Below are 19,245 nucleotides of genomic sequence, written 5' to 3' on the forward strand. Positions count from 1 at the left end.
GTCTTCCGAAGTGCGGGGCCGCTTACTGGCCGGTCTTGAGCGTGGTCCAGTGACGGGTGAACAGGCGGTCCACCTCCGGTGGCAGCACCGCCAGCGTGAACAGGCCGGCCTTGGCCTCTTCGGTCGGGTAGATGCCCGGGTCGTTGAGGATGGCCTCGTCCACCATCGGCAGGGCGGCCTGGTTGGCGCTGGCATAGGCGACGTAGTTCTGCACGCCGGCCATCACCTCGGGCCGCATCAGGTAGTCGAGGAAGAGGTAGGCGTTGTCGACGTTGCGGGCGCCCTTGGGGATGGCCAGCATGTCGAACCACATCGGCGCGCCTTCCTTCGGGATCACGTAGCTGATCTCGACGCCTTTGCCGGCCTCTTCGGCGCGGGCCTGGGCCTGGATGATGTCGCCCGACCAGCCGATGGTGACGCAGATGTCGCCGTTGGCCAGGTCGTTGATGTACTGCGAGGAGTGGAAGTAGGTGATGCTGGGCCGCAGCTGGGCCAGGCGGTCCACCGCCTTCTGGATCACGGCTTCGTCGAAGCTGTTGGGCTCCTCGCCCAGGTAACGCAGCACCGGCGGGATGATCTCTGACGGCGTGTCGAGGAAGGCGACGCCGCAGCCCTTGAGCTTGGCAAGGTTCTCCGGCTCGAACACCAGGGCCCAGCTGTCGACCGGTGCATCCTCGCCCAGCGCCTCGCGCACCTTGGCGACGTTGTAGCCAATGCCGGTGGTGCCCCACAGGTAGGGGATGGCGTGACCGTTGCCCGGGTCGTTCTGCGCCAGCAGGGCCATGAACTCCGGGTCGAGGTTGGCGTAGTTCGCGAAGCGCGACTTGTCGAGCTCCTGGAACACGCCGGCCTGGATCTGGCGAGAAAGGAAGGTGAGCGAGGGCACCACGATGTCATAGCCGGTGTTGCCCGACATCAGCTTGGCCTCGAGCACCTCGTTCGAGTCGAACACGTCGTAGGTGACCTTGATGCCGGTCTCCTTCTCGAAGTTGGCGATGGTGTCCTCGGCGATGTAGTCCGACCAGTTATAGACGTTCAGGACCTTGGAGGCCGCGGCAGGCGCCGGCTCGGCGCCGGACTGGGCATCGGTGCCCGCATCGCGGGCGCAGCCGGCGGCTAGGCCGGCGAGGACAAGTGCGGTGAGTGCGGTCAGTCGGTGCTTCATCTCTTTCCCCTTGCAGGTGAATGAAACGTTGGACGGCGGTCGAACCACGTACAGCATCATACACACGCGCCCCGGCCGCGCCGCGCCGCGCGGGGCGGGTTGATCAACCGGTGGCCATGCCCAGCTCGCGGGCGGTCATGTCCAGCGATTTCCAGGCCTTCTCGGCCAGTTCGTCCACCTGCGCCCGGCTGATCACCAACGGCGGCGAAAGCAGCATGGCGTCGTAGGTGGCGCGCAGGATCAGGCCATTCTTCAGGGCGATGTCGCGGCACAGCTGCCCCACCCGGCCGCGGTCCTCGAAGAAAGCCCGCGAAGGCTTGGACGGCACCAGCTCGAGCGCGCCGACCATGCCGGCGATGCGGGCCTCGCCGACCAGGGGGTGCTCGCCCAGCTGCTTCCACTTCTGCGCCAGGTAGGGGCCGGTGTCGGTTCGGCAGGTCTCGACGATCTTCTCGTCCTGCAGGATGCGGATGTTCTCCAGCGCCACCGCGGCGCAGACCGGGTGGCCGGAATAGGTGTAGCCGTGGGCCAGCTCGCCGCCCTTCTCGTGCAGCACCTTGGCGATGCGGTCGTTGAACATGGCCGCACCCAGGGGGATGTAGCCGCTGGTGATGCCCTTGGCCAGGGTCATGATGTCGGGCTGGAAGCCGAAGTAGTCGGCCGCGAACCACTCCCCGGTGCGCCCGAAGCCGCAGATCACCTCGTCGGCGATCAGCAGCACGTCGTGCTTGCGGCAGATGCGCTCGACTTCCTTCCAGTAGTTCTTCGGCGGGATATAGACGCCGATGGCGCCCATGATCGGCTCGCCGATGAAGGCGGCGACGCGGTCGGCGCCGAGCTCGAGGATCTTGTCCTCCAGCCGCTGCGCGCAGTGGCGGCCGTAGCTCTCCTCGTCCATGTCGCCGCCGTCGGCGAACCAGAACGGCGGATCGATGTGGTGGATGTCCGGGATCGGCAGGCCGCCCTGCTTGTGCATGCCCTTCATGCCGCCCAGGCTGGCGCCGGCCACCGTGGAGCCGTGGTAGCCGTTGTGGCGGCCGATGACGATGTTCTTCCGAGGCTGGTCCTGCACCGCCCAGAAGTGCCGCACCAGGCGCAGGATGGTGTCGTTGGCCTCGGAGCCGGAGTTCGAGAAGAAGGCGTGGTTGAGGTCGCCCGGGCACAGTTCGGCCAGCTTGGCGGCCAGGTGTACGGTGGGCTCGGTGGTGCAGCCGAAGAAGCTGTTGTAGTAGGCCAGCTGCGTCATCTGCTTCGACGCCGCCTCGCCCAGCTCGCGGCGGCCGTAGCCGATGTTCACGCACCACAGGCCGGCGAAGGCGTCGAGCAGCTTGTTGCCCTCGGAATCCCAGACGTAGCAGCCCTCGCCCTTGGTCAGGATGCGGGTGCCCTTCTTCGCCAGCGCGGCGTTGTCGTTGAACGGATGCAGGTGGTGCGCGGCGTCGAGCTGCTGCAGGCTGCGGGTGTCGATCGATTCCATGCTCACTCCTTTAGACGTTCAGCAGCAGGAACTCCCGTTCCCACGAACTGATGACGCGCAGATAGGTCTGGTGTTCCTTTTCCTTCACCGAGGTGTAGGCCTTGACGAAGCGTTCGCCCAGCAGCCCGCGCAGCGGCTTGCACTTGCGCAGCAGCACGATGGCCTCCTCCAGCGAGCGCGGCAGGTCGTAGCCCTTGGCGTGGGCGCTGCCGGCCAGCGGCGCGGTCGGCTCCAGCTTCTCGACGATGCCCAGGTAACCGCAGGCCAGGGTCGCGGCCAGCGCAAGGTAGGGGTTGACGTCGGAGCCGGCGAACCGGCTTTCCACGCGGGTGTTCTCGGGCGTGTCCAGCGGCACGCGCAGGCCGCAGGTGCGGTTGTCGTAGCCCCACTGCACGTTCTTGGGCGAGACCTCGCCGAAGGCCAAGCGGCGGTAGGAATTCACGTTCGGGCCGAAGATGGCCATCGCCGCCGGCACGTACTTCTGCAGGCCGCCGAGGTAGTGCATGAAAAGCTGGCTGTGCACGCCCTTGCGCGGGCCGGCGAACACGTTCTTGCCGCTGCGCGCGTCTACCAGGCTCTGGTGGATATGCATCGAGCTGCCCGGCTCGTTCTCCATCGGCTTGGCCAGGAAGGTGGCGTAGATGCCGTGGCGCATGGCCGCCTCGCGCATGGTGCGCTTGAACAGGAAGACCTGGTCGGCGCGCGACATCGGGTCGGCGTGCTCGAAGTTGACTTCCAGCTGGGCCGCGCCGGACTCGTGGATCAGCGTGTCCACGTCCAGCTCCATCGCCTCGCAGTAGTCGTACATCAGGTCCAGGATGGGGTCGAACTCGTTCACCGCGTCGATCGAGTACGACTGGCGCGCCGTCTCGGGTCGCCCGTTGCGGCCGGCCGGCGGCTGCAGCGGGAAGTCCGGGTCGGTGTTGCGCTGGACCAGGAAGAACTCCAGCTCGGGCGCGATCACCGGCTGCAGGCCCAGGTCGTCGTAGAGGTCGAGCACGCGCCGCAGCACGTTGCGCGGCGCCAGCTCGTGGCGCTTGCCTTCCTTGGTGTAGCAGTCGTGGATGACCTGCGCGGTCGGGTCGGTGGCCCAGGGCACCATGCGCACGGTGTCGGCGTCGGGCCGCAGCTGCATGTCCGAATCCGAGGGCGAGACCAGGTCGTCGTAGTTGTCGGGGTATTCGCCGGTGACCGTGGTGGCGAAGATGCCCTCGGGCAGGCGCGTGCCGTAATCGTGGGAGAACTTGGCGGCCGGGATGATCTTGCCGCGGGCGTTGCCGGTGATGTCCGGCACCAGGCACTCGACCTCGGTGATGCGGCGCTCCTTGAGCCAGCGCTTGAGCGTGCTCTCCTGCTGCTCCTCGGGGGTTTGCTTGGGCTCTTTCTTCTTCGACATTGGCTAGCTTCTTTGCTTGGCGCGTTCGCGGCAGGCGGCCGCGAAGGCTTGGAAGATGCCCAGGTAGAAGGGATTCTCGCCGACCCTCCACTCCGGGTGCCACTGCACCGCGAGCAGGAAGGGCCCAGGGTCATCGAGGCGAACCGCCTCGACCAGTCCGTCGCGCGCGGTGGCCTCGACCACCAGGCCGCGGCCCAGCGTGCGCAGGCCCTGGCCATGCAGCGAATTCACCTGCGCCACGGGTCCGCCGGCGATGCGCTCGAGCAGGCCGCCCGGCGCCAGGTCGATCGGGTGCGAGGGCGCGTACTGCAAGCCCAGCGGGTCGTCCGGGTTCTCGCGGTGGTCGTCGAAGCCCGGCTGCTCGTGCACCTTCTGGTGCAGCGTGCCGCCCAGCGCCACGTTCACTTCCTGGCAGCCACGGCACAGGGCCAGCACGGGCACGCCCATTTCGATCGCCAGCGGCACGATGCCCAGGGTGGTGGCGTCGCGGGCCGGGTCGTGCGGGTTGCCGGCCCAGCTGGGCTCATCCGAGTAATGATGCGGTTCGATGTTGCTGTAGGCACCGGTCAGCAGCAGGCCGTCCAGGCTCGAGAGCAGCGCCCGCAGGTCCAGCGGCGGCGACAGCGAGGGAATCATGAGCGGCAGGCAGCCGGCACCGTCGACGACGGCGCGGAGGTACTTCTCGCCCACCGCCTGGAAGGGGTGGGGCCCGATCTGTTTGCGGTCCGAAGGCAGGCCGACCAGCGGGGGCTGACGCATGGGACGCCTCGCGAGGGGATGCCTGACCTTACTCCGGGCGTTTGATTTCATCAACGGGGGATGATTATTTTTTACAGCCGGGGACGGAATGCTAGACTCCGCCGACCCCAGCGGATGCCCGCCCCATGACCACCTCCTACCTTCCGTCTGCCGACGCCGACGTCCTGGCGCAGATCCCGGACTGCGAGCAGATCGACCTGCTGCTGCCGGACATGAACGGCCTGCTGCGCGGCAAGCGGATTACCCGCGACGCGCTGGACAAGGTCTACCGGGACGGCGTCTGCCTGCCGATGTCGCTGATCGCCACCGACATCACCGGCAACACGGTCGAGGAAACCGGCCTGGGCTACGACATCGGCGACGAGGACCGCATCTGCCGCCCGGTGCCGGGCAGCCTGCGCCCGATCCCGTGGCAACACCGGCCGATGGCGCAGCTGCTGCTGCAGATGGAGGACGGCCGCGGCGGCCTGTTCGAGGCCAACCCGCGCGAAGTGCTCAAGCGCATCGTTGCCCGCTACACCGAGCGCGGCCTGACGCCCGTGGTGGCGGTCGAGCTGGAGTTCTACCTGCTCGACGCCGAGCTCACCCACGACGGCCGCCCGCAGACCTCGGTGAACCCGGCCACCGGCGAGCGCAACCGCAGCACGCAGGTCTATTACATGCAGGACCTGAACGACTACCAGGCCTTCACCGACGCCGTCGCCGACGCCTGCGCGGCGCAGGGCATCCCGGCCGACACGGCCGTGGCCGAGTACGCGCCCGGACAGTTTGAAATCAACCTCAAGCACCGCGCCGACGCCGTGGCCGCCTGCGACGACGCGCTGCTGCTGCGCCGCGCGATCAAGGCCACCGCCGAGGAACAGGGCATGATCGCCAGCTTCATGGCCAAGCCCTTCGTGGACCAGGCCGGCAGCGGCACCCACATCCACGTCAGCGTGCTCGATGCCGCAGGCAACAACCTGCTCGCCTGCGACCCGGCCACGCCCTCGGCCACGCTGCGCCACGCCGTGGCCGGCCTGCAGCGGGCCAGCGCCGACTGCATGCTGCTGTTCGCGCCGCATGCCAACAGCTACCGCCGCTTCGTGCTCAACGCCTTCGTGCCGCTGAACGATGCCTGGGGCTTCAACAACCGCACGGTGGCGATGCGCGTCCCGCACAGCGACCCGGCCAACACCCGCATCGAGCACCGCATCGCCGGCGCCGACGCCAATCCCTACCTGGTCACGGCCGCGGTGCTGGCCGGCATCCTGCAGGGCCTGGACGACCAGGGCGACCCGGGCGCGCCGGTGACCGGCAACGCCTACGAGCAGACCGAACACCGCGAGCTGTTCTGGCACGACACGATCCGCGACTTCCAGGCCAGCGAATTCGTGGCCCGGCACTTCGGCGAATCGTTCCGGCACATCTACGGCCAGCAGAAGCTCAAGGAGCTGCGCAGTTTCAGCCGCGAAGTGACCACGCTCGAATACGACTGGTACCTGCGGACGGTCTGACGATGAGTGTGCGCTCGCCCGCCGCGCACGTGGATTCCTGGTATTCACGCAGCGCCCATGCGGCGCCGGCGCATCCGCGCCTGCAGGGCCGCGAGACCGCCGACGTGGTGGTGCTGGGCGCGGGGCTCACGGGACTGTCCGCGGCGCTGGAGCTGGCGCAGGCCGGGCTGCGCGTGATCGTTGTCGAGGCGAAGCGCGTGGGCTGGGGAGCCTCCGGGCGCAACGGCGGCCAGGTGATCTTCGGCTTCGGCTGCGAGCAGCCGAAGATCGCGGCCATGGTGGGGCCCGAACTGTCGCGCCGGATGTTCGACTGGTCGCTCGAGGGCGTGCGCCTGGTGCGGGAACGGATCGCCACGCACGGTATCGACGCCGGCTGGCGCGACGGCCATGCACACGTGGCGATCAAGCCGCGGCACATCGACGAACTCAAGGCCTGGCAAAGCGACCTGGTCGAGAACTACGGCTACGCCCTGCCCTGGTGGGACCGTGACCAGCTGCGCGCGCAGCTCGACAGCCCGCGCTACCTGGGCGCGCTCTACGACCCGGCGTCGGGCCACCTGCATCCGCTGAACTACACGCTGGGGCTGGCGCGTGCCGCGGTCGCCGCCGGCGTCCGCATCTTCGAGCACTCCCCCGTGGTTTCGCTCGCGCGCGGTGCGCGCCCCGTGCTGCGCACCGTGGAGGGCGAGGCCGAGGGGGCGTTTTGCGTCCTGGCCGGCAACGCGCTGGTGCACGGCATCGCGCCCGAGCTCGATGACAAGATCATGCCGGTGGGCACCTACGTGGGCGCCACCGCGCCACTGGGCGAGGAGCGCGCGCGCGCGCTGATCCGCAACGGCATGGCCGTGGCCGACATCAACTGGGCGCTCGATTATTTCCGCCTGAGCGAGGACCACCGCCTGCTGTTCGGCGGGCGCGCCAGCTACTCCACCCTGCCCCCGCCCAACCTCGCGGGCACCATGCAGCGGCGGATGGCGCGCGTGTTCCCCCAGCTCGAAGGCGTGGCGTTCGAGCAGGTGTGGGGCGGGCTGATCGACATCAGCCTCAACCGCGCGCCGCACTGGGGCCGGCTGGGCGACAACGTCTACTTCGCCCAGGGTTTCAGCGGCCATGGGGTCGCCGCCACCGGACTCGCGGGCCGCATCGTGGCGGAAGCCATCCGCGGACAGTCGTCGCGGCTCGATGCCTTCGCGAAAATCGGCCACCGGAATTTCCCTGGCGGCCGCGCCCTGCGCACGCCGCTGCTGGTGGCCGCGATGGCGTGGTTCAAGCTGCGCGATGCCCTCTGGTGAGGTCGCGGGGTGCGGGGCCAGGGGGCGTCGGGTAGAATCGCCGGGGGCCACTCGCCCTGCACCGGGACACCCCGCCCCGTGACGACGCCACCGTAGGCCCAGGCAACGCCTTCCCTGCTCCGACGGGGCGTCCCGTCGCATGGCCTCACGCTTTATGCCCCGGCATTCGCTGCCCGGGCGATGGAACCTTCGCATTGAATACGTTCTCCCGCCTGGGCCAGGAATGGTTCGGCAATGTCCGTGGCGACGTGCTCGCCGGCCTCGTGGTCGCACTGGCCCTGATCCCGGAAGCCATCGCGTTCTCCATCATCGCCGGCGTCGACCCCAAGGTCGGCCTGTATGCCTCGTTCTGCATCGCGGTGGTGATCGCCTTCTTCGGCGGCCGCCCCGGGATGATTTCCGCCGCCACCGGCGCCATGGCGCTGGTGATGGTGGACCTGGTGAAGGACCACGGCCTGCAGTACCTGCTGGCGGCCACGCTGCTGACCGGCGTGTTCCAGATCATCGCGGGTGCGCTGAAGCTGGGCAGCCTGATGCGCTTCGTCTCGCGCTCGGTGATCACCGGCTTCGTCAACGCGCTGGCGATCCTGATCTTCATGGCCCAGCTGCCCGAACTGATCGGCGTGCCGTGGACGGTGTACGTGATGTGCGCTGCTGGCTTGGCCATCATCTACGGCTTCCCCTACCTCACCCGGGCGATTCCCTCGCCGCTGGTGGCCATCGTGCTGCTGACCGTGGTCGCGATCTGGCTGGAGCTCGACATCCGCACCGTGGGCGACATGGGCGAGCTGCCCGACAGCCTGCCGGTGTTCCTGTTCCCGGACATCCCGCTGACGCTGGAAACGCTCCGGATCATCCTGCCGGTGGCGGCCACGCTGGCCGTGGTCGGCCTGCTGGAATCGCTGCTGACCGCGCAGATCGTCGACGACCTCACCGACACGCCCAGCAACAAGAACCGCGAGTGCGCCGGCCAGGGCGTCGCCAACATCGCCTCGGGCCTGCTGGGCGGCATGGCCGGCTGCGCGATGATCGGGCAGTCGGTGATCAACGTGAAGTCGGGCGGACGCGGCCGGCTCTCGGCCTTCGTCGCCGGCACGGTCCTGCTGCTGATGGTGGTGTTCGGCAGCGAGTGGGTCCGCCAGATCCCGATGGCGGCGCTGGTGGCGGTGATGATCATGGTCTCGGTCGGCACCTTCAGCTGGAGCTCGGTGCGGGACCTGGCCACGCATCCGCGCACGTCCAGCGTGGTGATGGTCGCCACCGTGGTGGTCACCGTGTTCACCCACGACCTGGCCAAGGGCGTGCTGACCGGCGTGCTGCTCTCGGCCCTGTTCTTCGCGCGCAAGGTCGGCCGCGTGCTGCACATCGGTTCCGAATCGAAGGACGAAGGCAAGGCGCGCACCTACACCGTGACCGGGCAGGTCTTCTTCGCCTCGGCTGACGCCTTCGCCGCGGGTTTCGACTTCAAGGAGGTGCTCGAGCGCGTCACCATCGACGTCTCGCACGCCCATTTCTGGGACCTGAGCGCCGTCGGCGCCCTCGACAAGGTGGTGCTGAAGTTCCGCCGCGAGGGTGCCGCGGTGGATATCATCGGCCTGAACCAGGCCAGCGCCACGCTCGTCGACCGCCTGGGCGTGCACGACAAGCCCGACGCCGAACGACTGATGGGCGGCCACTGAGGATGACCGCATGAGCCAACCCCTGATCCACGCCGAAGGCCGCGTGCTGGCCGCCATCGATGCCTCCCTGTACGGCCCCAGCGTGGCCGAACTGGCCGCCTGGGCCGCGCTCAGGCTGTCCGCGCCGCTGGAGCTGCTGCACACCCTGGAACGCGGCCTGAAGCCGGCCGCCGCCGACCTGAGCGGCAACCTTTCGCTGGGTGGCCAGGAAGACCTGCTGGCACGGCTGGCCGACCTCGACGAGCAGCGCAGCAAGCTGGCCCAGGAGCACGGCCGCATGCTGCTCGACCAGGTGCGCAGCCACCTCGCGAAGTCCTGCGGCGTCGAGGCGAAGGCCCTGCAGCGACACGGCGGCCTGGCGGACACCTTGCTGGAACTGGAACCCGGCGTACGCCTGTTCGTGGTCGGCAAGCGCGGCGAGCACGCGAACTTCGAGACCGGCCGCCTTGGCGGCCAGCTCGAGCACGTGCTGCGTGCGGTGCACCGCCCGGTGCTGGTGGCCGCACGTGCCTTCAAGGCGCCGCAGCGGTTCCTGGTTGCCTTCGACGGCGGCGCCACCACCCGCCGCTGCGTCGGGATGGTCTGCGCCAGCCCGCTGCTCCAGGGCCTCGCCTGCGAACTCCTGATGGTGGGCGACGAGGGCGATGCAACCCAGCGCGAGCACCTGGCGTGGGCGAAGGCGCAGCTCGAGGCCGCGGGCTTCGCGCCCCGGGCCAGCCACTTGCCCGGCCACCCGGAGGCGGTGATCGCCCGCGCCGTCGGCGACCTCGGCATCGACCTGCTGGTGATGGGCGCCTACGGCCACTCGCACATCCGCACGATGATCCTGGGCAGCACCACCACCCAGGTGCTGCGCAGCTGCCCGATCCCGGTGCTGCTGCTGCGCTGAGGCGCGGCGTCAGGGATCGAGGTTGAACCAGGTGGCCTTGACCTCGGTGTACTTCTCGAAGGCGTGCAGCGACTTGTCGCGGCCATTGCCGCTCTGCTTGTAGCCGCCGAAGGGCGCGGTCATGTCGCCGCCATCCCAGTAGTTCACCCAGACGCTGCCGGCGCGCAGCCTGCGGGCGACGCGGTGGGCGCGGTTGAGGTCGCTGGTGAACACGCCGGCGGCCAGGCCGTACTCGCTGTCGTTGGCCATGCGCAGGGCGTCTTCCTCGTTGTCGAAGGCGATGACGCTGAGCACCGGCCCGAAGATCTCCTCGCGGGCGATGGTGTGGCCGTGCTGCACGCCGTCGAAGATGGTCGGGGCGATGTAGCAACCGCCCTCGACCGTCTGCAGCCGCTCGCCGCCGATCACCACGCGCGCGCCTTCGGCCCGGCCCTTCTCGATGTAGCCGAGCACGCGCCCGGTCTGGGCCTCGTCCACCATCGCGCCCATCGCGGCGCCCGGCTCCAGCGGGTGCTGGGGCTGCATCTTGCGTCCGAACTCGGCCACCTTCGCCACGAACTCGTCCTTGATGCGGCGCTCGACGAACAGGCGCGAGGCCGCGGTGCAGACCTCGCCCTGGTTGTAGAAGATGCCGCTGGCCGCGGCCTTGGCGGCGCGCTCGAGGTTGGGTGCGTCGGCGAACACCAGGTTCGGGCTCTTGCCGCCGCACTCCATGTAGGCGCGCTTCATGTTCGAGCTGCCGGCGCAGACCATCAGGTGCTTGCCGACCGCCGTCGAACCGGTGAACACCAGGCCGTCCACGTCCATGTGCATCGCCAGCGGCTCGCCGGCGCCGCGGCCGGTACCCGGCACCACGTTGAACACGCCCTCCGGGATGCCCGCCTCGATCGCCAGCTCGGCGATGCGCAGCGCGCTCAGCGGGGACTTCTCGGAGGGCTTGAGCACCACCGAGTTGCCGGTGGCCAGCGCGGGGGCGATCTTCCAGCACGCCATCAGCAGCGGGAAGTTCCAGGGCACGATGGCGCCGATGACGCCCAGCGGCTCGCGCGTGACCAGGCCGAGCTCGTCATGCCCGGTGGGCGCGACTTCGCCGTAGACCTTGTCGATGGCTTCGCCGGTCCAGGCCATGCAGCGCACCGAGGCGGCCACGTCCACGTGCAGCGCGTCGCCGACCGGCTTGCCCATGTCGAGCGCGTCGAGCAGCGCGAGCTCGTCGGCGTGCTGCTGGAGCAGCTGCGCGAAGTGCAGGATCACCTTCTTGCGCTGCACCGGCCGGGCGTTCGACCACTTGCCGGCGTCGAAGCTGCGGCGGGCCGCCACCACCGCGCGGTCGATGTCTACCGAACCGCACTCGGCCACGCGGGCCAGCAGGCGGCCGTCGATCGGGCTCAGGCAATCGAAGGTCTTGCCGCTGGCGGCGTCGACATACTGGCCGTCGATGAAGGCCTGGTGGCGGAGGCTGAGGCCGGCGGCGAGGTGTTCCCAGTCTTGGCGGGTCTTGGGCTTGGTCATGGTGGTCGTCCGGTCGCTGGGGCGGGGTGGGGAATCCCCTCTCCCCAACCCCTCTCCCCAAGGGGAGAGGGGCTTTCGTTAGAAGGTGGGCGGGGTGTTGGCGCTGACGAGGATGGCGGTGTCGGGGCCGACGTTGCGGAAGCGGTGGGGCTGGCGGCTTTCGAAGTAGTAGGCCTCGCCGGGGCCTAGCACGCGGACCTGGTCGCCGACGGTGACCTCGACCCGGCCCTGCACGATCACTCCGCCCTCCTCGCCGTCGTGGCTGAGCATGGTCTCGCCGGTGTCGCTGCCGGGCGGCATCACCTCGCGCAGGATGCACATCTGGCGGTTGGCGCGGTGCTGGCCGACCAGGAAATAGTGGATCTCGTTGTTGCCAAGGTCGGGCTGTTCGTCGGCCGGGTAGAAGGGGCTGTCGCCGGTATCGCCCAGCTCCAGGGTGAAGAAGTCGGCCAGCGAGATCGGGATGCCGTCCAGCACCTTCTTGAGCGAACTGATGGACGGGCTGACCTTGTTCTGCTCGATCAGCGAGATGGTGGAGTTGGTGACGCCCACGCGCTTGGCCAGCTCCCGCTGGCTGAGGTTCTTGCTCTTGCGTACGGCCTGCAGCCGGATCCCGATATCCAATGCGCCCACCTCCGGATGTTGCGGAATATTTAACACCCGACCCCGTCGGGGTCAAATAAATCGCGGGATTTGACCACGTTGTAAATTTTATTCAACGCGGTAAGCTGGCCGGCATCCGCCTCCGGAAGCCTGCCATGACCCCTGCCGACGACCTTGCCCACCAGGCCACCGCCGCGCCCGAGCACACCGACGCGTTCTGGATGCCGTTCACGGCTAACCGTCAGTTCAAGAAAACGCCGCGCCTGCTGGCCAGCGCCGAAGGCATGTACTACCGCAGCACCGACGGCCGCGAGATCCTCGACGGCACCGGCGGCCTGTGGTGCTGCAACGCCGGCCACGCCCGCCCGCGCATCGTCAAGGCGATCCAGGAGCAGGCGGCCACGCTCGACTTCGCGCCCACCTTCCAGATGGGCCATCCCCTGCCCTTCGTGCTGGCCGAGCGCCTGAAGGCGATCGCGCCGGACGGGCTGGACCATGTCTTCTTCACCAATTCCGGCTCGGAGTCCGTGGACACCGCGCTCAAGATCGCCCTGGCCTACCACCGTGCCCGCGGCGAGGGCCAGCGCACGCGCCTGATCGGCCGCGAGAAGGGCTACCACGGCGTCGGCTTCGGCGGCATCTCGGTTGGCGGCATGGTCAACAACCGCAAGTTCTTCGGCGCGATGCTCCCCGGCGTGGACCACCTGCGGCATACGCTCGACATCGCCCGCAACGGCTTCAACCGCGGGCTGCCCAAACACGGCATCGAACTGGCCGAGGACCTGGAGCGGCTGGTGCAGCTGCACGACGCCAGCACGATCGCCGCCGTGATCGTCGAGCCCATCTCCGGCAGCGCCGGCGTGGTGCTGCCTCCCGAGGGTTACCTCAAGCGCCTGCGCGAGATCTGCGACAAGCACGGCATCCTGCTGATCTTCGACGAGGTCATCACCGGCTTCGGCCGCGTCGGCAAGGCCTTCGCGGCCCAGCGCTTCGGCGTCACGCCCGACCTGATCACCACCGCCAAGGGCCTCACCAACGGCGCGGTGCCGATGGGCGCGGTGTTCGCCAGCGGCAAGATCCACGACGCCTTCATGCACGGGCCGGAAGGCGCGATCGAGCTCTTCCACGGCTACACCTACTCCGGCCACCCGCTGGCCTGCGCCGCGGCCCTGGCGACGCTGGACACCTACCAGGAGGAAGGCCTGTTCGAGAAGGCGATCGAGCTGGGCGGCTACTGGGAAGACGCCATCCACGCCCTGAAGGGCCTGCCGAACGTGATCGACATCCGCAACTACGGCCTGATCGGCGCGGTGGAGCTGGCGGCCCGCGAGGGCGCCCCGGGTTCACGCGGCTACGACGCCTTCAACCGGGCCTTCCACGACCAGAACCTGATGGTGCGCTGCACCGGCGACGTGCTGGCCCTGTCGCCGCCCCTGATCCTGCAAAAAGAGCACATCGACCGGATTTTCGACCGCTTGGCCGCTACCATACGCGCCACCGCCTGACCGGGCGGAAGAACCCAAGAACAGACCGCCCCGGGAGGGCAGCTCCATGCTTATCGGCGTCCCCAAGGAAATCAAGAACCACGAGTACCGCATCGGCCTGACCCCGGCCGGCGCGCGCGAACTGACCAGCCACGGCCACCAGGTCATCGTGCAGCGCGACGGCGGCAAGGCCATCGGCCTCACCAACGAGATGTACGAGAAGGCCGGCGCGCAGATCGTCGACAGCGCCGAGGAGATCTTCAAGCGCGCCGACATGATCATCAAGGTCAAGGAGCCGCAGCCGGTGGAATGCGCCATGCTGCGCCCGGGCCAGCTGCTCTACACCTACCTGCACCTGGCGCCGGATCCGGAGCAGACCAAGGCCCTGGTGAAGTCGGGCGCCACCTGCATCGCCTACGAAACCGTCACCGACCGCAAGGGCGGCCTGCCGCTGCTGGCGCCGATGTCGGAAGTGGCCGGCCGCATGTCCATCCAGGCCGGCGCGCACGCGCTCGAGAAGGCCCAGGGTGGCTCCGGCGTGCTGCTGGGCGGCGTGCCGGGCGTGAAGCCGGCCGAAGTGCTGGTGATCGGCGGCGGCGTGGTCGGCATCAACGCCGCGCGCATGGCCATGGGCCTGAACGCCCGCGTCACCATCCTCGACCGTTCGCTCGACCGCCTGAAGTACCTCGACGAGCTCTACGGCGACAAGATCACCACGCTCTACTCCACCATCGACGCGATCGAGGAACTGCTGCCGCAGTCCGACCTGGTGATCGGCGCCGTGCTGATCCCGGGCGCCGCCGCGCCCAAGCTCGTCTCGCGCAAGCAGCTGGGCCTGATGAAGCCGGGCTCGGTGCTGGTGGACGTGGCGATCGACCAGGGCGGCTGCTTCGAGACCTCGAAGGCCACCACCCACCAGAACCCGACCTACGAAGTGGACGGCATCATCCACTACTGCGTCGCCAACATGCCGGGCGGCGTCGCCCGCACCTCCACCTTCGCCCTGACCAACGCCACCCTGCCCTACGCGGTGAAGCTGGCCAACAAGGGCGCGGCGGCGATGCTCGACGACGAGCACCTGCTCAACGGCCTGAACGTGCATGCCGGCAAGGTGACCTACGAAGCCGTGGCCAGGGACCTGGGCTACGACTACGTGCCGGCGGCGGCGGCATTGAAGGGCTGAGGAGCGCCCCCTCTCCCCAACCCCTCTCCCCAAGGGGAGAGGGCCAAGGACTCCCTCTCCCCTTGGGGAGAGGGCCGGGGAGAGGGGAAACAACCTCGCCAATCCCCTACCCGAGACCCGCCATGCCCCACACCGCACGCCCTATCCCGCACTTCATCAAGGGCCAGGCCTTCAGCGGCACCAGCGGCAGGCATGGCGACGTCTTCGACCCCGCCACCGGCGAAGTGCAGGCCCGGGTCGCGCTGGCCTCGCCCGCCGACGTCGATGCCGCGGTCTCCGCCGCCCAGGCCGCCTTCCCCGCCTGGGCCGCCACGACCCCGCTCAACCGCGCGCGGGTGCTGTTCAAGTTCAAGGAACTGCTGGAGGCCCACGCCGACGAGATCGCCGCGTGCATCACCTCCGAGCACGGCAAGGTGCTGGCCGACGCCCGCGGCGAGCTGACGCGTGGCCTGGAAGTGGTCGAGTTCGCCTGCGGCGCGCCGCACCTGCTCAAGGGCGAGCACTCCATGAACGTCGGCCGCGACGTGGATTCGTACACCGAGTACGCGCCGCTGGGCGTGGTCGCCGGCATCACGCCGTTCAACTTCCCGTGCATGGTGCCGATGTGGATGTTCCCGGTGGCGCTGGCCTGCGGCAACACCTTCGTGCTCAAGCCGTCCGAGCGCGACCCGGGCACGCCGATGATCCTGGCGCGGCTGCTGAAGGAGTCCGGGCTGCCCGACGGCGTCTTCAACGTGGTGCACGGCGACAAGGCCGCGGTGGACGCGCTGCTGGACGACCCGCGCGTGCAGGCGGTGAGCTTCGTCGGCTCGACGCCCATCGCCGAATGCATCTATGCCCGCGGCTGCGCCAATGGAAAGCGCGTGCAGGCGCTGGGCGGCGCCAAGAACCACATGGTCGTGCTGCCCGACGCCGACCTCGACGGCGCGGCGAATGCGCTGCTGGGCGCCGGCTACGGCTCGGCCGGCGAGCGCTGCATGGCGATCTCGGTGGCGGTCTGCGTCGGCGACGCCACCGCCGATGCGCTGGTCGCGCGACTCAAGCCGATGGTGGAGGCGCTGCGCATCGGCCCGGGCTGCCAGGGCGATCCCGACATGGGGCCGCTGGTCACCGGCGCGCATCGCGACAAGGTGCGCGGCTATGTGGACGCAGGCGTGGCGGAAGGCGCGACGCTGGTGGTGGATGGCCGCGGCCTGCGCGTGGCCGGCGCCGAGGCCGGATTCTTCCTCGGCGGCTGCCTGTTCGACCACGTCACCCCGGCAATGCGCATCTACCGCGAGGAGATCTTCGGGCCGGTGCTGTGCGTGGTGCGGGTGCCGGATTTCGAGGCGGCGCTGGCGCTGGTCAACGCGCATGAATACGGCAACGGTACCGCGGTGTTCACCCGCGACGGCGACGCCGCGCGGCAGTTTGCGCACCGCGTGCAGGCCGGCATGGTCGGCATCAACGTGCCGATCCCGGTGCCGATGGCTTTCCACAGCTTCGGCGGCTGGAAACGCTCGCTGTTCGGGCCGCTGCACGTGCACGGACCCGACGGCATCCGCTTCTACACCCGGCTCAAGACCGTGACCGCGCGCTGGCCCACCGGCGTGCGCGCGCAGGCCGAGTTCACGATGCCGACGATGAAGTAAGCGCTGGCGGAACTCCTACCCGCCGCCGCGCCGATGCGCTGACTACAGCGCGGACGCGCGCCCCTAGCCTGAGTCCAGCCCGCGCATCCCGCCCGGGCGCACACGGACCAGGAGACTGCCATGAAGATCGGACCCGGACTGCTGCTCGCCGGCCTCGTCGCCGCAGCCGCTGCGCTCACGCCCGCCCCGGCGCGCGCCGCGCAGACCCACGACTGCACCGACGGCTGCTACATCATCACCTGCAACCTCGAGGTCTGCGCCGTGTGGCGCTGCGACGACCTGGGCTGCCGGCTGCTCAACACCTTCTATCGCAACTTCGAGGACATCTCGCCCAACCGCGCCGGCAAGCGCGCCGCGCCGGTGGCCGCCGACATCGCCCACGCCCGCGTTTGCCCGGCGGACAAGCCCTGCGAGCTTTACGAACTGAGCGTCGAGGGCGCCGTGCACCTGGGCAGCTTCGACAATGTCGGCGACGTGCTGGAGGACCGCCGCGCGCTGCGGCGCTGAGTCAGCGCAGCTTGTCGGGGAAGGCCTGCACCAGCTTGGCCACCTTGGGCAGCGACACGAACCGGATGTAGGGCTGCCCGGGGTTCTTCGCGGCGTAGTCGTGGTGGTAGGCCTCGGCCACGAAGAAGGCCTCCAGCGGCTCGATGCGGGTGGCCAGGCGGGCGGCGAAGGCGCCCGAGGCGTCGAGCTGGGCCAGGTAGGCGCGCGCCACCTGCTCCTGCCCGGCGTCGAGCGGGAACAGCGCCGAGCGGTACTGCGGGCCGACGTCGTTGCCCTGCCGGTCCTTTTGGGTCGGGTCGTGTGCCACCGCGAAGAAGACCTTGAGCAGTTGGCCGTAGCTGAGCTGCATCGGGTCGTAGAGGATGCGGATGGCCTCGGCGTGCGCGGTCTCGCCGCTGCACACCGCCTTGTAGTTGGCGGTGTCGGCGTCGCCGCCGGCGTAGCCCGGCACCACGTCGGTGACGCCGGCCAGCTGGCGGTAAACCGCCTCGGTGCACCAGAAACAGCCGCCGGCCAGCACGGCTTCGCCGCGGTCGGCGGCGGTGGGCACGTCTACGGCGGGGTCGGGGACTTTCGCCGGCGGCACGCGCAGGCCAGAGCCGGGAAGATCGCAGGTCGGGTCGGCCATGTCATGACTCCGTAGGGGATGCCATCTTGCCCCCGCGCATGCGAACCGGGTGCGAAGGCGGCCGGCGCGGGCGAACGGTCAGTCCGGCTCCACCATCAGCGCGTCGGCGGCCTCGGCGCAGAACTCGCCCTCCCACTTCGCCATCAGCGCCAGGTACAGCAGCTTCTCGAACTCGGGGCGGAAACGGCGGATCACCGAATCCGGGTCGGGCATCAGCTTGGCGTCGGCGATCAGGCCGAAATGCACCGCGCCGTTGTAGCTCAGGATCGAGATGCCCAGGCCGATCGAGCCGGTCTGCGGCACCCAGAACATCAGGTCGGTGATCTTGCTGCCGCCGAAGTACAGCGGCATCTGCGGGCCCGGCACGTTGGTGGCCACGGCCGAGGCCTTGCGGCTGAACATCTCCAGCGCGAAGGCCTGCACCGCCGGCGGCGCCATGCCCACCGCCGCCAGCGCGCCGAACGTGGCCACGGCCTGGCGCGACTTGCGCAGCACGCGCATGCAGGCGGCGATGCGTTCGAGCCGGCGCATCGGGTTGGATTCCCCCACGGGCAGCTCCAGGAACACCAGGCCGAAGTGGTTGCCCAGCTGCTTGGCGTGCTCCAGCGGCCGCAGGTTCACCGGCACGGTGGCGCGGATGGTGATGCCCTCGAGCTGCTCGCCACGCTCGAGCATGTAGCTGCGCAGCGCGCCCGTGGCCGAGGCCAGCAGGATGTCGTTGACCGTGCAGCGCAGCGCGCGGCTCACCGACTTCACTTCCTCCAGCGGCAGCGGCTCGGCCCAGGCCACGCGCTTGCTGACGCCCAGCCGGCCCTTGAGCACGGTTTCCGGGTCGTCCGCCAGCGACAGCGCCAGGCCGACTTCCTTGGCGATGTCCACGCCCTCGGTGGCCAGCACCGCCGCCAGCGTCGGGTCGCGGTAGATGTCCATGCCCTTCTCGAGCATCTTGTTGCCCAGCTGCATGTAGCGGTCGATGGCGCCGACCCGCTGCGCCACCGGGGCATGCTCTTCCTTCTTCAGCCAGCGCTTGGCCAGCGCGGCCTTGCGCTTGGGGTTCTCGCCCATCTCGGTCAGCGACAGCAGCACCTGCACCAGGGCGATGCCGTCGGCATAGCAGTGGTGGATGCGCGAGATCAGGGCCGAGCCACCGCCAAATTTCTCGACCAGGTGGAACTGCCAGAGCGGCTTGGTCTTGTCGAGCGGCGTGGACGCCATCTGGCTGGTCAGGCGCTCGAGCTCGCGCTTGCCGCCCTTGCCCGGCAGCGCGGTCAGGCGCACGTGCCAGTCGAGGTCGAAATCGGCGTCGTCCTGCCAGAAGGCGCCGGTGGGCGTGTCCACCGCCTTCTGCCGGAAGCGCGGGTAGGCCAGGAACTTGGTCTCGATGACCTTGCGCAGGGTGCGGATGTCGAGCGGCGTCTCGAACATCATCACGCCGGTGATCATCATCAGGTTGGTGGGCCGCTCCATGCGCAGCCAGGCGGTGTCCACCCGCGACATCGGCGACTTGCGGATCCTGGTGCGCGCCTCGGCCATGTCCCCTCCCCGGT

At 69.2% G+C, this 19,245-nt stretch carries 16 protein-coding genes; 8 read left to right on the forward strand and 8 right to left on the reverse strand.

Annotated elements, in window-relative coordinates; genetic code table 11:
- Positions 1–22: 22 nt before the first annotated feature.
- The 4 genes from Q0C12_RS06280 to Q0C12_RS06295 all read right to left on the reverse strand — a co-directional run bounded on the left by Q0C12_RS06280 (position 23) and on the right by Q0C12_RS06295 (position 4,797).
- The gene (locus Q0C12_RS06280; RefSeq protein WP_290887735.1) at positions 23–1,165 is read right to left on the reverse strand and encodes an extracellular solute-binding protein; all 1,143 of its coding nucleotides are present in this window, start codon (positions 1,163–1,165) and stop codon (positions 23–25) included.
- 103 nt (positions 1,166–1,268) lie between these two features.
- Complete coding sequence (locus tag Q0C12_RS06285) at positions 1,269–2,642, reverse strand: aspartate aminotransferase family protein (protein ID WP_290887737.1); 1,374 nt, start codon at positions 2,640–2,642, stop codon at positions 1,269–1,271.
- Between the two features lie 10 nt (positions 2,643–2,652).
- A complete protein-coding gene (locus Q0C12_RS06290) occupies positions 2,653–4,038 on the reverse strand; it encodes a glutamine synthetase family protein (protein WP_290887740.1) in 1,386 nt (461 codons plus the stop codon).
- Between the two features lie 3 nt (positions 4,039–4,041).
- Positions 4,042–4,797 (reverse strand): gamma-glutamyl-gamma-aminobutyrate hydrolase family protein, encoded by a 756-nt coding sequence (locus tag Q0C12_RS06295; RefSeq protein ID WP_290887741.1) that lies wholly within the window; start codon positions 4,795–4,797, stop codon positions 4,042–4,044.
- Between the two features lie 125 nt (positions 4,798–4,922).
- Between Q0C12_RS06295 and Q0C12_RS06300 the strand changes: the two genes are divergently transcribed.
- The 4 genes from Q0C12_RS06300 (at position 4,923) to Q0C12_RS06315 (ending at position 10,150) form a co-directional block, all read left to right on the forward strand.
- Positions 4,923–6,290, forward strand: coding sequence for a glutamine synthetase family protein (locus Q0C12_RS06300; protein WP_290887744.1), 1,368 nt, complete (start codon positions 4,923–4,925; stop codon positions 6,288–6,290).
- Between the two features lie 2 nt (positions 6,291–6,292).
- Positions 6,293–7,582: an FAD-binding oxidoreductase gene (locus Q0C12_RS06305; protein WP_290887746.1), complete on the forward strand. Its 1,290-nt coding sequence runs from the start codon at positions 6,293–6,295 to the stop codon at positions 7,580–7,582.
- 194 nt (positions 7,583–7,776) lie between these two features.
- Positions 7,777–9,261 (forward strand): SulP family inorganic anion transporter, encoded by a 1,485-nt coding sequence (locus Q0C12_RS06310; protein ID WP_290887749.1) that lies wholly within the window; start codon positions 7,777–7,779, stop codon positions 9,259–9,261.
- A 10-nt stretch (positions 9,262–9,271) separates the two neighbouring features.
- A complete protein-coding gene (locus tag Q0C12_RS06315) occupies positions 9,272–10,150 on the forward strand; it encodes a universal stress protein (protein ID WP_290887751.1) in 879 nt (292 codons plus the stop codon).
- Positions 10,151–10,159: 9 nt separating this feature from the next.
- Here Q0C12_RS06315 and Q0C12_RS06320 read toward each other — a convergent pair whose 3' ends face one another.
- Together Q0C12_RS06320 and Q0C12_RS06325 are read right to left on the reverse strand one after the other, a co-directional pair.
- Positions 10,160–11,662 (reverse strand): aldehyde dehydrogenase, encoded by a 1,503-nt coding sequence (locus Q0C12_RS06320; RefSeq protein WP_290887753.1) that lies wholly within the window; start codon positions 11,660–11,662, stop codon positions 10,160–10,162.
- Between the two features lie 78 nt (positions 11,663–11,740).
- Entirely contained in the window at positions 11,741–12,286 is a 546-nt protein-coding gene (locus Q0C12_RS06325) for a cupin domain-containing protein (protein WP_290887756.1), read from the reverse strand.
- A gap of 134 nt (positions 12,287–12,420) precedes the next feature.
- On the opposite strand from Q0C12_RS06325, the gene Q0C12_RS06330 reads away from it, so the two are divergent.
- The 4 genes from Q0C12_RS06330 to Q0C12_RS06345 all read left to right on the forward strand — a co-directional run bounded on the left by Q0C12_RS06330 (position 12,421) and on the right by Q0C12_RS06345 (position 17,070).
- A complete protein-coding gene (locus Q0C12_RS06330; protein WP_290887759.1) occupies positions 12,421–13,770 on the forward strand; it encodes an aspartate aminotransferase family protein in 1,350 nt (449 codons plus the stop codon).
- A gap of 46 nt (positions 13,771–13,816) precedes the next feature.
- Complete coding sequence (gene ald, locus Q0C12_RS06335; protein ID WP_290887762.1) at positions 13,817–14,932, forward strand: alanine dehydrogenase; 1,116 nt, start codon at positions 13,817–13,819, stop codon at positions 14,930–14,932.
- A 122-nt stretch (positions 14,933–15,054) separates the two neighbouring features.
- Positions 15,055–16,563, forward strand: a complete 1,509-nt coding sequence (locus Q0C12_RS06340; protein WP_290887765.1) for a CoA-acylating methylmalonate-semialdehyde dehydrogenase — start codon at positions 15,055–15,057, stop codon at positions 16,561–16,563.
- Positions 16,564–16,683: 120 nt separating this feature from the next.
- Positions 16,684–17,070, forward strand: a complete 387-nt coding sequence (locus tag Q0C12_RS06345; RefSeq protein WP_290887768.1) for a hypothetical protein — start codon at positions 16,684–16,686, stop codon at positions 17,068–17,070.
- A gap of 1 nt (position 17,071) precedes the next feature.
- Here Q0C12_RS06345 and msrA read toward each other — a convergent pair whose 3' ends face one another.
- Entirely contained in the window at positions 17,072–17,698 is a 627-nt protein-coding gene (msrA, locus tag Q0C12_RS06350) for a peptide-methionine (S)-S-oxide reductase MsrA (RefSeq protein WP_290887771.1), read from the reverse strand.
- 78 nt (positions 17,699–17,776) lie between these two features.
- Entirely contained in the window at positions 17,777–19,231 is a 1,455-nt protein-coding gene (locus Q0C12_RS06355) for a wax ester/triacylglycerol synthase family O-acyltransferase (protein WP_290887774.1), read from the reverse strand.
- Positions 19,232–19,245 lie beyond the last annotated feature (14 nt).

This window comes from Arenimonas sp., from assembly GCF_022842045.1.
In the GTDB taxonomy this organism is placed as follows: domain Bacteria; phylum Pseudomonadota; class Gammaproteobacteria; order Xanthomonadales; family Xanthomonadaceae; genus Arenimonas.